This window comes from Paraburkholderia strydomiana, assembly GCF_046030495.1.
Classification (GTDB): Bacteria; Pseudomonadota; Gammaproteobacteria; order Burkholderiales; family Burkholderiaceae; genus Paraburkholderia; species Paraburkholderia strydomiana_A.
On sequence record NZ_JAQQCJ010000012.1, the window covers coordinates 57571 to 70992 of the forward strand.

The 13422-nt window shown below is 62.3% G+C and carries 16 protein-coding genes; 14 read left to right on the forward strand and 2 right to left on the reverse strand.

Translation table 11 applies throughout. The annotated features are described in order from the left end of the window. The first annotated feature begins 503 nt into the window (after positions 1 to 503). From PQQ53_RS17420 to PQQ53_RS17435, 4 genes are read left to right on the forward strand one after another with little or no spacing between them, the layout of a single operon-like run. Positions 504 to 1529: an RluA family pseudouridine synthase gene (locus PQQ53_RS17420; protein WP_408147167.1), complete on the forward strand. Its 1026-nt coding sequence runs from the start codon at positions 504 to 506 to the stop codon at positions 1527 to 1529. After that, positions 1522 to 2181, forward strand: a complete 660-nt coding sequence (locus tag PQQ53_RS17425) for an HAD-IIIA family hydrolase (protein WP_168665143.1) — start codon at positions 1522 to 1524, stop codon at positions 2179 to 2181. Before PQQ53_RS17420 ends, PQQ53_RS17425 begins: the two co-directional genes overlap by 8 nt. Further along, positions 2178 to 2582, forward strand: coding sequence for a Rieske (2Fe-2S) protein (locus PQQ53_RS17430; protein ID WP_408325061.1), 405 nt, complete (start codon positions 2178 to 2180; stop codon positions 2580 to 2582). The genes PQQ53_RS17425 and PQQ53_RS17430 overlap by 4 nt, the downstream gene beginning before the upstream one ends. Before the next feature lie 32 nt (positions 2583 to 2614). Then, positions 2615 to 3619, forward strand: coding sequence for a S49 family peptidase (locus tag PQQ53_RS17435; RefSeq protein ID WP_408325063.1), 1005 nt, complete (start codon positions 2615 to 2617; stop codon positions 3617 to 3619). A gap of 84 nt (positions 3620 to 3703) precedes the next feature. Here PQQ53_RS17435 and PQQ53_RS17440 read toward each other — a convergent pair whose 3' ends face one another. After that, positions 3704 to 4423, reverse strand: a complete 720-nt coding sequence (locus tag PQQ53_RS17440; RefSeq protein ID WP_408325065.1) for an SAM-dependent methyltransferase — start codon at positions 4421 to 4423, stop codon at positions 3704 to 3706. Next, positions 4420 to 5037: a Maf-like protein gene (locus PQQ53_RS17445; protein ID WP_408147081.1), complete on the reverse strand. Its 618-nt coding sequence runs from the start codon at positions 5035 to 5037 to the stop codon at positions 4420 to 4422. The genes PQQ53_RS17440 and PQQ53_RS17445 overlap by 4 nt, the downstream gene beginning before the upstream one ends. A gap of 257 nt (positions 5038 to 5294) precedes the next feature. Between PQQ53_RS17445 and PQQ53_RS17450 the strand changes: the two genes are divergently transcribed. From PQQ53_RS17450 to rpoE, 10 genes are all read left to right on the forward strand, one after another. After that, complete coding sequence (locus PQQ53_RS17450) at positions 5295 to 5939, forward strand: DUF177 domain-containing protein (RefSeq protein ID WP_408325067.1); 645 nt, start codon at positions 5295 to 5297, stop codon at positions 5937 to 5939. 101 nt (positions 5940 to 6040) lie between these two features. Continuing rightward, positions 6041 to 6220: a 50S ribosomal protein L32 gene (gene rpmF / locus PQQ53_RS17455; protein WP_006051932.1), complete on the forward strand. Its 180-nt coding sequence runs from the start codon at positions 6041 to 6043 to the stop codon at positions 6218 to 6220. A gap of 124 nt (positions 6221 to 6344) precedes the next feature. After that, positions 6345 to 7451: a phosphate acyltransferase PlsX gene (gene plsX / locus PQQ53_RS17460; RefSeq protein WP_408147085.1), complete on the forward strand. Its 1107-nt coding sequence runs from the start codon at positions 6345 to 6347 to the stop codon at positions 7449 to 7451. Beyond that, positions 7451 to 8440, forward strand: coding sequence for a beta-ketoacyl-ACP synthase III (locus PQQ53_RS17465; protein ID WP_408147087.1), 990 nt, complete (start codon positions 7451 to 7453; stop codon positions 8438 to 8440). Before plsX ends, PQQ53_RS17465 begins: the two co-directional genes overlap by 1 nt. Positions 8441 to 8543: 103 nt before the next feature. Beyond that, on the forward strand, positions 8544 to 9479 hold the full coding sequence (fabD, locus tag PQQ53_RS17470) for an ACP S-malonyltransferase (RefSeq protein WP_408155154.1): 936 nt from the start codon (positions 8544 to 8546) through the stop codon (positions 9477 to 9479). Positions 9480 to 9586: 107 nt separating this feature from the next. Continuing rightward, entirely contained in the window at positions 9587 to 10333 is a 747-nt protein-coding gene (gene fabG / locus PQQ53_RS17475; RefSeq protein WP_408155152.1) for a 3-oxoacyl-ACP reductase FabG, read from the forward strand. A gap of 154 nt (positions 10334 to 10487) precedes the next feature. Then, complete coding sequence (gene acpP / locus PQQ53_RS17480) at positions 10488 to 10727, forward strand: acyl carrier protein (RefSeq protein WP_121315318.1); 240 nt, start codon at positions 10488 to 10490, stop codon at positions 10725 to 10727. Between the two features lie 219 nt (positions 10728 to 10946). After that, entirely contained in the window at positions 10947 to 12185 is a 1239-nt protein-coding gene (gene fabF, locus PQQ53_RS17485) for a beta-ketoacyl-ACP synthase II (RefSeq protein ID WP_408147093.1), read from the forward strand. Positions 12186 to 12281: 96 nt separating this feature from the next. Next, positions 12282 to 12683 carry a protein YgfX gene (locus PQQ53_RS17490; protein ID WP_494477699.1) on the forward strand — a complete coding sequence of 134 codons (402 nt, stop codon included), beginning with the start codon at positions 12282 to 12284 and terminating at the stop codon, positions 12681 to 12683. A gap of 101 nt (positions 12684 to 12784) precedes the next feature. Further along, positions 12785 to 13384, forward strand: a complete 600-nt coding sequence (rpoE, locus tag PQQ53_RS17495; protein ID WP_006051939.1) for an RNA polymerase sigma factor RpoE — start codon at positions 12785 to 12787, stop codon at positions 13382 to 13384. Positions 13385 to 13422: the final 38 nt, after the last annotated feature.

Below are 13422 nucleotides of genomic sequence, written 5' to 3' on the forward strand. Positions count from 1 at the left end.
TGCCGGCAGACCTTCATAAGCCTTTCGTCCACTCTCGCCGGTGCGCCAACTGGGCGCGTGACCGGAGGGTCGGAGGCTGCGGTCATGCCGCAGCGGGAAGTTCGCGCAGGCGGCGCGTCTTTTCCTGCTGGGGGTGTCTCGCCTCATTTTGACGTCGCCATGTCTTGTACTTTCTACAAGACGCCTCGGGCGCACGCCGTATTTTCGCAACCTGCAGCTTCGTACAGTTGGGCGTCCAACCGCCCGATACCGAAGCTGAAAGTTAAATTCTTTTTTACCAAAATTCCGTTACCGTCGAAGCCGACCTTGACCGAACGCGCCTGTGGGCGCCGTCCCTGCCGGGTACCGACTTCGTGCGTGCAACTTGTTGCATCTCATTTGAGGGTGAGCAACCAGACCCCGGCGCAAGTAAAATAACGGTTTATCGCTTGCACCTGCGCAATCCGCCCGAATTCCGGTCACTGCGCCGGCCGCCGCAGACTGCTGGGCAAATTATATTCAGAATGAAAGAGTTAGGCAAAATATCCCAGAAATCGGTCGCAAGCGACCAGGTCTCGATGATCGAGATCGACGACAGCGCGGCCGGACAGCGCATCGACAACTTCCTCTTGCGCGTCTGTAAAGGCGTGCCCAAGAGCCATATCTATCGCATTCTGCGTAGCGGCGAAGTGCGGGTGAATAAGGGCCGGATAGACGCGCAGTACCGGCTCGAGCTTGGCGACCTGGTGCGCGTGCCGCCCATCCGCGTCGCGCAGCCGAACGAAGCCGCCGCGCAGGCGCCCGTGCCGCACGCCAACTTCCAGATCATTTTCGAAGACGACCACATGCTCGTCATCGACAAGCCGGCCGGCGTCGCGGTTCATGGCGGCAGCGGCGTCGCCTTCGGCGTCATCGAGCAGATGCGCGAAGCGCGGCCGCAGGCGAAATTCCTGGAACTGGTGCATCGGCTGGATCGCGAGACCTCCGGCATCCTGATGCTCGCCAAGAAGCGCAGCGCGCTCGTCAATCTGCACGAGCAGATTCGCGAGAACAAAATGGATAAGCGCTACTATGCTTGCGTCCACGGCGAGTGGGCGAGCGACTGGGGCCGCCGCCGCGCAGTCAGGGAGCCGCTGCACAAGTATCTGACCGCAGACGGCGAGCGCCGCGTGCGCGTGCAGGCGGACGGTCTCGCGTCGCACACGGTTTTCAATCTGATCGACCGCTGGCCAGAGTACGCGCTGCTCGAGGCGGAACTCAAGACCGGCCGCACGCATCAGATCCGCGTTCATTTGCAGCATCTGGAACTGCCGATAGTCGGCGACGCCAAGTACGGAGACTTCGCGCTGAACAAGGCGCTGGCGCGCGCTAACGCCAAACCCGGTCTGAAGCGCATGTTCCTGCACGCTTACCGGCTGAAACTCGCGCATCCGGCCACCGGTGCGCCGTTACAGTTCGAGGCGCCGCTGCCGGCCGAGTGCCGCGGCTTCATTGCACAGCTCAACGAATTACGAAATGGGTCACACCCGGAGACGACACCGCATGGCTAGAGAGCAATTTGATCTGATCGTCTTCGATTGGGACGGCACGTTGATGGATTCGACCGCGCACATCACGCGCAGCATCCAGGCGGCCTGCCGCGATCTCGGCCTGCCGGTTCCCGCCGACGAAGCCGCGAGCTACGTGATCGGCCTCGGCCTGCGCGAAGCCCTGCAGATCGCCGCGCCGACGCTTGACCCGTCCGAATACCCGCGACTGGCCGAGCGTTATCGCTTCCATTATCTGGTGAAGGATCAGACCACCGAGTTGTTCGCCGGCGTGCGCGAAATGCTGCAGGAGTTGCGCGATCAGGGCTATCTGCTGGCCGTGGCGACGGGCAAGAGCCGCGTCGGGCTGAATCGCGCACTCGACCAGTCGCGCCTGATCAGCCTGTTCGACGGCACCCGCTGCGCCGACGAGACCTTCTCGAAGCCACATCCCGCCATGCTGCACGAGCTCACGCGCGAACTGGGGCAGGATCCGGCGCGCACCGTGATGGTCGGCGATACGACGCATGATCTGCAAATGGCGATCAATGCGGGTGTCGCGGGTATCGCCGTGACCTATGGGGCGCATCCGGCCGGCTCGTTGAGCGCGCTGTCGCCGAAATTCATCGCGCCGAGCGTGAGCGCGTTGTCTGGCTGGCTGCAAGAGAACGCATGAGTACCGACATAGCCGAAGCGGCAGCCCGGGCCGTTCGCGTTTGCGCGGCGGAAGATCTGGTCGACGGCGGCGCGGGCGTGAGATGCGCCGCGCGGCTCGGCGGCGGTGACGCCGTGGTGTTTTTCGTTCGCTACGACGGCCGCCCCTACGGCTACCTGAACCGATGCGCGCACGTGCCGATGGAGCTTGACTGGGCGGAAGGGCAGTTCTTCGAATCGTCCGGTTTATACTTGATGTGTGCGACACATGGCGCGATTTACGCGCCGGATACGGGCAAATGCGTCGGTGGTCCGTGCCGCGGCGGCAGATTGCGTCCGGTTCAGGTGGAGGAGCGGGATACGCCGGAAGGCCGCGCTGTATTCTGGCTCCCCGACGGCGAATTGAGTCCTGCCACGTCCTGATTTTTCTCCCTTCGATCTTTCCAGAACCCCGCATGTCCGACAATTTGACTCCCGAGCCGCAGGACCCGTCCCCGACCGGCCGCTCCCGCTTGCCCGCCGATGAGCCCGGCTGGGAACGGGCGGCGCTCGAGCGTATCGCGCTCGCGGCAATCACCGAACAGCGCGCCGCGCGCCGCTGGAAGATTTTTTTCCGGTTTCTCTTTCTGGTCGTCCTGCTGCTGGCCGTCTGGGGCGCGTTCAGCTTTTCCGGCGACCGGGTCGCGGTCACGGGCCGTCACACGGCCATGATCGTACTTGACGGGGAAATATCGGCAGATACGAACGCGAACGCCGAAGATGTCAGCGCGGCATTGCAAGGCGCGTTCGAGGATTCGGGCACGGCGGGGGTGATCCTGCGGTGTAACAGCCCGGGCGGTAGTCCGGTGCAGGCAGGGATCATTTATAACGAGATTCGCCGGTTGCGCGCGAAGTATCCGTCGATTCCGCTCTATGCGGTCGTCGGCGATATGTGCGCGTCGGGCGGCTACTATGCGGCCGCGGCGGCTGACAAGATCTTTGTGGATAAGGCGAGCATCGTCGGTTCGATCGGCGTACTGATGGACAGCTTCGGTTTCACGGGCTTGATGGACAAGCTGGGGATTCAACGCCGTCTGCACACATCCGGCGAGAACAAGGGCTTTTTCGATCCGTTCTCGCCAGAAACGCCGAAGATGGACGCGCATGCGCAGGAGATGCTCGATCAGATCCACGCGCAGTTCATCGACGCGGTGCGCCAGGGGCGCGGCAAGCGTCTGCATGAAACGCCGGACATGTTCTCGGGCCTGTTCTGGACGGGGCAAAAGAGTGTCGAATTGGGCCTCGCCGACGGTTTCGGCGACGCGGACCATGTGGCGCGTGATCTTTTCAAGGCGCCGGATATCGTCGATTACACCGTGAAAGAGAGCATTACGGACCGTGTTGCGCGCAAATTCGGTGCGGCAGTCGGCAGCGGCGCCGTCAAGGCGATGGCGCTCGGGGAAAAACTGAACCTGCGTTGATCAGCTATATGTGTGTAAAAGCCCCGCGTGATCACTGGCGATCAGCGGGGCTTTTTTGCGCGTGGGAGCGTGTTTGGCGCAGCGTCAAACCGCCAGCATCAGGAAAATGGCCGGCCGTTTGTGCAGATCGAGCGCCGGTTTCTTCTTCCAGTCGGCCACGGTGCGGCTGGCGATGATTTCCGTGTCCAGCGTCAGGTCGACTGCCACGCATACGAGCGTGGACGGTGCGCATGTCGCCAGCAACGTGTCGAGCAGTTGGCGATTCCGGTAAGGCGTCTCAATAAAAATTTGCGTCTGCTTGCCCTTGCGCGACTGCTGTTCCAGGTCGCGCAGGCGCTTGGCGCGCTCGGCGGCGTCGACCGGCAGGTAGCCGTGGAACGCGAAGCTCTGGCCGTTGAGCCCAGAAGCCATCAGGGCCAGCAGGATCGAACTCGGTCCGACGAACGGCACGACTTTCACGCCGCGTTCATGCGCGCGGCGCACCAGCAGCGCACCCGGGTCCGCGACGGCCGGGCAGCCCGCTTCGGAGACGAGGCCCGCGTCCGTACCGGCGAGAAGCGGCGCGAGCAGCTTGTCGATTTCGCCTGCCGGCGTGTTGACGTTCAATTCGCGAATCTCGATTTCCTGGATCGGCTTTTCGGTGCCGACTTTCTTCAGGAACGCGCGCGTGGTTTTCGCGTTTTCGCCGATGTAGTAATGGAGTGCCGCCGCGCGGGCGCGTACCGGCGCGGGCAGGACGGCGTCGAGCGCGTCGGCGTCGCCTTCGCCGAGCGTGTTGGGAATCAGATAGAGCGTGCCGCTCATTGCGCCTCCAGAAGTGGGTAGCCCGCTGCCAGCAACATGCGTGTCAGTGCGATCAAGGGCAGGCCGACGAGGGCGGTGGGGTCGTCGGAATGGATGGCTTCGAGCAGTGCGATGCCGAGCCCTTCGCACTTGGCGCTGCCTGCGACGTCATAGGGCGTTTCGGCCCGTAAATAGGCTTCGAGCGCGACGTCCGGCAGATCGCGAAACTGCACGCGGGTAGTCACGTCGATGGTCTGCGCGGTGCCCGAGCGGCTATCGAACAGACACAGCGCACTATGAAACAGCACTTCGCGACCGCGCATTGCCTGCAATTGCGCGAGCGCTTTGTCGTGCGAGCCGGGTTTGCCGATCTGCAGGCCGTCATAGGTGGCGACCTGGTCGGAGCCGATCACGAGCGCGGCGTCGGCGCCGCCGAGTGGGCCGGCCACCGCGCGGGCCTTGGCCTCGGCGAGCCGCAACGCGGTGACTTCGGGCGTTTCGCCGGCGAGCGGCGTCTCATCGATCGCCGGCACGACGACATCGAAGGGAACGCGCAGGCGTTCGAGCAACTCGCGACGATACGGCGAACTCGACGCCAGAATCAGGCGTGGCGGGCGATTGGGGGAGTCTGGCATGGTCAACCAACGGCTAGAGAGGCGGGGGCGTACGGGGTTGCGCGGAGCTCGCGCGCGTACGGGCTTAAGTGTTTGACTCGAAAAGACAAAACGGATATGATTTTGGGCTTTTCATCGGTATGCTTGCGCTAGGCGAGTCCCGGTGTGTTCTATAAAAGCTCCGTGCGAGCAGGCATGGAACACAGTGCCGCGGGCTTTACGGGCTGTCTCGCAAACCGGTTTACCCCGGCGAAATCCTTGCCGACGCAGGAGCGCACATGACTCAACATCCTGGCAACCCTGCTGGTCTGCCCGACCCGCATGAGCTCGATCTGTTCGAATTTGCGCGAAGTGGGCGTCAGGCCGCGGGTGTCGTGCGCGTCTCGCAACTGCCGCGCATGTTAAACGAAGTCCCGGCAGAAGCGCCAGACCGCGATACCGCGTTCACCTGGCAAGCCGAAGGGACGACGCAACCGGAATTGCAGGATGACGGCACCGAGGGTCCCCAGCCTTATTTGAGGATGGCGGTTCACGGCGCCGCATGGCTCGAATGTCAGCGGTGCATGACGCCGTATTCGCAGGCGTTCAACGTCGATGCAACTTACCGGATCGTCAACACCGAGGCGGAAGCCGAAGAGTTTCCGCTCGACGAGGATGAAGTCGAAGTGATCGTGGGCTCGCGCCAGTTCGATCTCACCGACTTGATCGAAGAAGAGTTGCTGCTTTCCTTACCGCTTGTGCCAAAGCACGAGGTCTGTCCCGAGGTGCACGAGAGCCTGGTCTCTGGTGTGGCCGGTGCCGAAGGCGAGGCCGACGAAGCCGCGCAGGACGAAGCTGGTGAGGGCGACGAGCCCAAGCGGCCCAATCCGTTCGCGGCGCTCGAAAGTCTCAAGCGCGGTGAGCCGGGCGACAAGAAGCACTGAACAGTTGCATGGGAGCGCGATACGGGCGCATTGGCCATTCGGCCGATGGCGGACACCGGATCGGGCTGTGTTAGAATTCGGAAAATTTTTAGGAGTTAGTCATGGCAGTTCAGCAAAATAAGAAGTCGCCGTCGAAGCGCGGTATGCACCGTTCGCACGATTTCCTGACGGCAGCGCCGCTGGCCGTGGAACCGAGCACGGGCGAAGTGCATCTGCGTCACCACGTTAGCCCGAACGGCTACTATCGCGGCAAGAAAGTCGTCAAGACGAAGAACGACTAATCGTTTCACTGCGTTGCGCCCTTTGGCGTTTCGCGTGGCGATCGGCTCGCTTGACATTTTCCTGGTTCGGCAAAAAGGCGGCATTCAACTGCCGCTTTTTTGTGCCTGAAATTCGTCGCACTCCATGACAGTAAAGCTCACGATAGATTGCATGGGAGGCGACCACGGCCCGTCCGTGACCGTTCCCGCTGCCGTCAACTTCGTTCGTTCGCATCCCGACGCGCAGCTGCTGCTCGTCGGCATTGAAAGTGCGATTCGTGCGCAGCTGAAGAAGTTGAAGGCTCAGGACCTTCCGGCGCTGACCGTCGTGCCTGCTTCCGAGATCGTCGCGATGGACGATCCGGTCGAGGTCGCGCTGCGCAAGAAAAAAGATTCGTCCATGCGCGTGGCGTTGAACCGCGTCAAGGAAGGCGAGGCGCAAGCCTGCATTTCCGCCGGCAACACCGGCGCGCTGATGGCGGTCTCGCGTTACGTGCTGAAGACGCTGTCGGGCATTGAACGTCCGGCCATCGCGTTCGCACTACCCAATCCCGACGGCTACACGATGATGCTCGACCTGGGTGCCAACGTCGACTGCGAGCCGCAGCATCTGCTGCAGTTCGCCGAGATGGGGCACGCGCTCGTGTCCGCACTCGAAAGTAAGGAGCGCCCCACCATCGGGCTGCTCAACATCGGCGAAGAAGTCATCAAGGGCAACGACACCATCAAACGTGCCGGCGAACTGCTGCGCGCGAGTACACTTAACTTTCACGGCAACGTCGAAGGTAACGATATCTTCAAAGGTACGGTCGACGTCATCGTCTGCGACGGTTTTGTCGGCAATGTCGCGCTGAAGACGTCGGAAGGTCTCGCGCAGATGCTGACCAACATCATCAAGGAAGAGTTCGGACGTTCGTGGCTCACCAAGGTGATGGCGGTGCTCGCGATGCCGGTATTGATGCGCTTCAAGAAACGCGTCGACCATCGGCAATACAACGGCGCGGCGCTGCTCGGCCTGCGCGGACTGGTCATCAAAAGCCACGGTTCCGCCGATGCCTACGGGTTTGAGTGGGCTATCAAACGCGGGTATGATGCCGTCAAAAACGGCGTGCTGGAGCGCCTTGCGCGAGCGATGGAAGAGAACGCAGGTTCTCTCGAACAGGCAGCGCGCGACGCAAGCGGTGCGGGTCACGCAAGCCCGATCGCCGGCCAGCCTGCCGAGCCCTACGCTGCGCAATCCTCGAAGGCATAATGGCTCAATCCACAATTTATTCCCGCGTGCTGGGTACCGGCAGCTATCTGCCGCCCAACCGCGTCACCAATCAGGACCTGGCTGAACGTCTCGCCGGCCAGGGCGTCGAGACGAGCGACGAATGGATCGTCGCCCGCACGGGTATCCATGCGCGCCACTTCGCCGAACCTGACGTCACGACCAGCGATCTCGCATTGATCGCATCGCAGCGCGCGATCGAAGCGGCTGACATCGATCCGCAGTCCATCGATCTGATCATCGTCGCAACCTCCACGCCGGACTTCGTGTTTCCGAGCACGGCGTGTCTGTTGCAGAACAAGCTCGGCATCAAGAACCACGGCGCCGCGTTCGACGTGCAGGCCGTCTGTTCCGGTTTCGCGTACGCAGTGGCGACGGCGGACAGCTTCATTCGCAGTGGCCAGCATCGCACGGCGCTCGTGATCGGCGCGGAAACCTTCTCGCGCATTCTCGACTTCAACGACCGCACCACCTGCGTGCTGTTCGGCGATGGCGCGGGCGCAGTGATCCTGCAGGCGTCCGAAGAGCCGGGCGTGCTTGCGAGCGCATTGCACGCGGACGGCAGTCATTCGAACATTCTCTGCACGCCGGGTAACGTGAACGGCGGTGTGGTCGCCGGCAGCGCGTTTCTGCACATGGACGGGCAAGCGGTGTTCAAGCTCGCCGTCAACGTGCTCGAAAAGGTCGCGGTCGAGGCGCTCGAGAAAGCCAATCTGACAGCCGGGCAGATCGACTGGCTGATTCCGCATCAGGCCAATATCCGCATCATGCAAAGCACTTGCCGCAAGCTCGGCTTGCCGCAGGAACGCATGGTCGTCACGGTGGGCGAGCACGGCAATACGTCGGCTGCGTCCATTCCGCTCGCATTTGACGTCGCGGTGCGCGACGGCCGCATCAAGCGCGGCCAGAACGTGCTGATCGAAGGCGTCGGCGGCGGCTTCACCTGGGGCGCGTCGGTTATCCGCTTCTGATAGCGGCGACGCAACGAGCGGCGCTGCTTGCGGCGTCCGCGTGGCGGCGTGAGGTCGACGCCGCGCGCCACCCACATCTGACTAAATCGATTTTGGGGACGATATGAAATTTGCGTTCGTTTTTCCTGGGCAGGGCTCGCAGTCGGTCGGCATGCTCAACGCATTCGCCGATCACGCGATCGTGCGCGAGACGGTTCAGGAAGCGTCCGACGCGCTCAATCAGGACCTCGGCAAGCTGATTGCCGAAGGCCCTGCCGAAGATCTGAATCTCACCACCAACACCCAGCCGGTCATGCTGACCGCGGCCTACGCGATCTATCGCGCGTGGCAGCAGGCAGGCGGCCCGGCGCCGGCGATCGTCGCAGGCCACAGCCTCGGCGAATACACCGCACTGGTCGCCGCTGGCGCGATCGCATTCCGCGATGCCGTGCCGCTCGTGCGTTTTCGCGCGCAAGCGATGCAAACCGCGGTGCCGGTCGGCGAAGGCGCCATGGCCGCGATTCTCGGCCTTGACGACGACACGGTGCGCGCAGTGTGCGCGGAAGCGTCGGTGGCGGGTATCGTCGAAGCGGTGAATTTCAATGCGCCTGCGCAAGTCGTGATCGCCGGCCATAAGGCTGCGGTCGAAAAGGCCTGCGAGGTTGCGAAGGCGAAGGGCGCGAAGCGCGCGTTGTCGCTGCCGGTCTCGGCGCCGTTCCACTCGTCGCTGCTCAAGCCGGCGTCGGACCAGTTGCGCGAGTATCTGGCGAGCGTCAATGTGCAGGTGCCGGCCATTCCCGTCATCAACAACGTCGATGTCGCCGTGGTCAACGAACCGGCCGCGATCAAGGATGCGCTGGTGCGCCAGGCAGCCGGCGCGGTGCGCTGGGTCGAGAGCGTTCAGGCGATGAGCGCACAGGGCGTCACGCACGTGATCGAGTGTGGTCCGGGCAAGGTCCTTGCGGGTTTGACCAAGCGTATCGACGGCAATCTGGTCGGCGCGTCGGTGTTCGATCCGGTGTCGCTCGAAGAAACGCTGAAGCTCGTGACGGCAGGCTGAAGGCCGCGTCACATCGTAAGCGCCGGAAGAGCGGCGCTTGAGCGCCGCCGCATCACGCATCGGCATCAGGAATCAATCAGCCCTTAGACGGGCATCCGGACTGACAGATGGAAAAGACTCTCGACAAGCAGATCGCGATCGTGACGGGCGCCTCGCGCGGCATCGGCCGTGCGATCGCCATGGAACTGGCGCGCCAGGGCGCGACGGTGATCGGTACGGCGACCAGCGAAAGCGGCGCCACGGCGATCACCGAAGCGTTTACTGCGGCCGGCGTGAACGGTCGCGGCGCGGTGCTCGACGTGAACGACGCGGCTGCGGCGGAAGCGCTGATCGAAGGCGCCGTGAAGGAATTCGGCGCGCTGCACGTGCTGGTGAACAATGCGGGCATCACGCAGGATCAGCTTGCCATGCGCATGAAAGACGACGACTGGGACGCGGTGATCGACACCAACCTGAAGTCGGTGTTCCGTCTGTCGCGCGCGGTGCTGCGCCCGATGATGAAGGCGAAGGGCGGCCGCATCATCAACATCACTTCGGTAGTCGGCTCGTCCGGCAACCCTGGGCAGATCAACTACGCCGCCGCCAAAGCTGGCGTTGCGGGTATGACGCGTTCGCTCGCACGCGAGATCGGCAGCCGTAACATCACCGTGAATTGCGTTGCGCCGGGCTTCATCGATACCGACATGACCAGGGGTCTGCCGGAAGAGCAGCAGACCGCGCTGAAAACGCAAATTCCGCTGGGCCGTCTCGGCAGTCCAGAAGATATCGCGCATGCCGTCGCGTTCCTTGCGTCGCCGCAAGCGGGGTATATCACCGGCACGACGCTGCATGTGAACGGCGGAATGTACATGTAGTAGCCAAATTCGGTTACTATCCGCGCCTTGACGCGTTTGCAAAAGCGTAAGGCGCATGCCTTGACAGGAACCCGATGCGCTGCTTTTTTGCCGGGTCAAACCTGATAAAATGCGCGCACCTGTATTTTTGAACTTCTTTTCCCTTGGAGGGGTAATGGACAATATCGAACAGCGCGTCAAGAAGATCGTCGCAGAACAACTGGGCGTTGCGGAAGCTGAAATCAAGAACGACGCTTCGTTCGTGAACGACCTCGGCGCCGACTCGCTCGACACCGTTGAGCTCGTGATGGCCCTCGAAGACGAATTCGGCATGGAAATTCCGGATGAAGAAGCCGAGAAGATCACCACCGTTCAGCAAGCGATCGACTACGCTCGCGCGAACGTCAAGGCCTAAAGTCATTCGCGCCTGCGTTTCTGCGCTGGCGGCGTATGACGCCCTGCCGTGTCGGTTGCCGACGCCAGCGGGGCTGGCGCTATTTGCCGTGCAGGAGCCAGCGATGCTGACAGCGCAAATTTTCGCGCGATTGCCGACTTAACAGCCACAGGGCGCACAGGGCAGATTCCTGTGGCCGCTGTGGCTTTTGCTTTTGTCATCTATGAAAAAGGGGTTACCGTGAGCCGCCGTCGTGTTGTTGTTACAGGCCTGGGGCTGATTTCGCCTGTTGGCAATAATGTTGCCGACGGCTGGGCCAATCTGGTCGCCGGCAAGTCGGGTATTGCCAATATCACGAAGTTCGATGCGTCGAACTTTTCGACTCGTTTCGCCGGCGAGGTGAAGGGCTTCAATATCGAGGACTACATCCCCGGTAAGGAAGCGCGCCATATGGATACGTTCATCCATTACGGCGTGGCTGCCGGCATCCAGGCGATGCAGGACAGCGGCCTCGAAGTCACCGACGAGAATTCGGAGCGTATCGGTGTGGTGGTCGGTTCGGGCATCGGCGGTCTGCCGATGATCGAAGTGACGCAAACCGAACTGCTCAATCGTGGCCCGCGCCGTATTTCGCCGTTCTTCGTGCCGGCGTCGATCATCAACATGATCTCCGGCCATCTGTCGATCAAGTTCGGCATCAAGGGTCCGAATCTCGCCATCGTCACTGCATGTACTACGGGTCTGCATTGCATCGGCGAGGCTTCGCGCCTGATCGAATACGGCGACGCCGACGTGATGATCGCGGGCGGTGCGGAATCGACCGTGTCGCCGCTCGGTGTCGGCGGCTTTGCGGCGGCGCGCGCGCTGTCGCAACGCAATGACGATCCGGCCACCGCAAGCCGTCCGTGGGACAAGGACCGCGATGGTTTCGTGCTGGGCGAGGGCGCCGGCGTGATGGTGCTCGAAGAGTACGAACACGCGAAGGCGCGCGGTGCGAAGATTTACGCCGAAGTCAGTGGTTATGGGATGAGCGGCGACGCCTATCACATGACCGCGCCGCTGGAAGACGGCGACGGCGCACGCCGCTGCATGCTGGCCGCTTTGAAGAACGCGGGCATCAATGCCGATCAGGTGAATTACCTGAACGCGCACGGCACGTCCACGCCGCTCGGCGACCTGGCTGAAACCACCGGCATCAAGCGTGCGTTCGGCGATCACGCCAAAGACATGGTCGTGAACTCGACCAAGTCGATGACGGGCCACCTGTTGGGTGGCGCGGGCGGTCTGGAGTCGGTGTTCACCGTGCTGGCCGTACATCATCAGGTGTCGCCGCCGACTATCAACATCTTCAATCAGGATCCGGCCTGCGATCTCGATTACTGCGCGAACACCGCGCGGGAGATGAAGATCGACGTCGCGCTGAAGAACTCGTTCGGGTTCGGCGGCACGAACGGCACGCTGGTCTTCAAGCGCGCCTGATCGCCTGAACGGGTGACGCGCCACTCGACGACGCCGGCCCGGCCGGCGTTCTCCCTTGCATCGGCAACGCCCGAAGGAGCGACGCAGCGGATTGCGCTGCGTCGCTCCTTGTCCATTCGCCTGGCATTGGGAATCTTCGTGCTGATTGCGACGGCGGCCGTCTACACCAGCGTCGCGTCGCATCTTGGCGCGTGGCAAGCCGTTCCGTTGACGCTTGCCGTGGGGGCGTTGCTCACGCTTTGTGAGATCAGGTATGAGCGTGCGCAGCCAGTCGCGCTGCGTATCGGTCGGGATGCGTTATCGGTCTGGGGCCGCTCAGGCACGCTGCTGGCACAGGGGCGGATCTCCGGCTGTTCACAGTGGAGTGGCCGCTTGCTGGTCCTCGCGCTCAAACCGGACGAGGGACGTGCGAACACCTTGCTGCTTGCCGCCGACTCGCTTCCGGCGCCCGTTTTCCGTGAATTGTCGGTGTTGGGCCGACGCGCCGCTGGCGCCTGACTGTAACGACTGTAACCGCTGTTACCGGAGTAACGTGCCCTCATGATGGGAACGCTACAATGGTGCCCCGCCATGCGCCCTATAGTTAACGGATTTATCAGGTGAGCGAAAAAGAAATTGATCAGGTGCTGGTCGAACGCGTCCAGAAGGGCGACAAGGCCGCGTTCGAGCTTCTGGTCTCCAAATACCACCGCAAGATTCTCAGGCTGATCTCACGCCTCGTGCGAGACCCCGCCGAAGTGGAGGATGTCGCGCAGGACGCCTTCATCAAGGCGTACCGGGCGTTGCCGCAGTTTCGCGGGGAATCGGCTTTCTATACGTGGTTGTACCGGATTGCGGTCAACACGGCAAAGAACTACCTTGCCACCCAAGGGCGGCGGGCACCCACTTCGACCGAAGCAGATGCTGAAGAAGCTGAAACTTTCTCGGACGCCGACCAACTAAGGGATATCAACACGCCTGAGTCGATGTTGATGAGCAAGCAGATCGCTGAGACGGTCAATGCTGCGATGGCGGTTTTACCGGAAGAGTTGCGCACCGCCATTACTCTTCGTGAAATTGAAGGTTTGAGTTACGAGGAAATCGCTGAGATGATGGGTTGCCCGATCGGCACTGTCAGATCACGAATTTTCCGCGCTCGCGAAGCCATTGCGGCAAAATTGCGTCCGTTGCTTGACACACCTGAAGGCAAGCGCTGGTAATTCCCAGCCGGCCGATCGGGGCACGGCTGCAATATCTG

What these genes read in the sequence shown, in the direction of transcription:
- PQQ53_RS17420 (WP_408147167.1), top strand. Translation starts at nt 504, where the DNA reads ATGAAAGAGTTAGGCAAAATATCCCAGAAATCGGTCGCAAGCGACCAG.
- PQQ53_RS17425 (WP_168665143.1), top strand. Translation starts at nt 1,522, where the DNA reads ATGGCTAGAGAGCAATTTGATCTGATCGTCTTCGATTGGGACGGCACG.
- PQQ53_RS17430 (WP_408325061.1), top strand. Translation starts at nt 2,178, where the DNA reads ATGAGTACCGACATAGCCGAAGCGGCAGCCCGGGCCGTTCGCGTTTGC.
- PQQ53_RS17435 (WP_408325063.1), top strand. Translation starts at nt 2,615, where the DNA reads ATGTCCGACAATTTGACTCCCGAGCCGCAGGACCCGTCCCCGACCGGC.
- PQQ53_RS17440 (WP_408325065.1), bottom strand. Translation starts at nt 4,423, where the DNA reads ATGAGCGGCACGCTCTATCTGATTCCCAACACGCTCGGCGAAGGCGAC.
- PQQ53_RS17445 (WP_408147081.1), bottom strand. Translation starts at nt 5,037, where the DNA reads ATGCCAGACTCCCCCAATCGCCCGCCACGCCTGATTCTGGCGTCGAGT.
- PQQ53_RS17450 (WP_408325067.1), top strand. Translation starts at nt 5,295, where the DNA reads ATGACTCAACATCCTGGCAACCCTGCTGGTCTGCCCGACCCGCATGAG.
- rpmF (WP_006051932.1), top strand. Translation starts at nt 6,041, where the DNA reads ATGGCAGTTCAGCAAAATAAGAAGTCGCCGTCGAAGCGCGGTATGCAC.
- plsX (WP_408147085.1), top strand. Translation starts at nt 6,345, where the DNA reads ATGACAGTAAAGCTCACGATAGATTGCATGGGAGGCGACCACGGCCCG.
- PQQ53_RS17465 (WP_408147087.1), top strand. Translation starts at nt 7,451, where the DNA reads ATGGCTCAATCCACAATTTATTCCCGCGTGCTGGGTACCGGCAGCTAT.
- fabD (WP_408155154.1), top strand. Translation starts at nt 8,544, where the DNA reads ATGAAATTTGCGTTCGTTTTTCCTGGGCAGGGCTCGCAGTCGGTCGGC.
- fabG (WP_408155152.1), top strand. Translation starts at nt 9,587, where the DNA reads ATGGAAAAGACTCTCGACAAGCAGATCGCGATCGTGACGGGCGCCTCG.
- acpP (WP_121315318.1), top strand. Translation starts at nt 10,488, where the DNA reads ATGGACAATATCGAACAGCGCGTCAAGAAGATCGTCGCAGAACAACTG.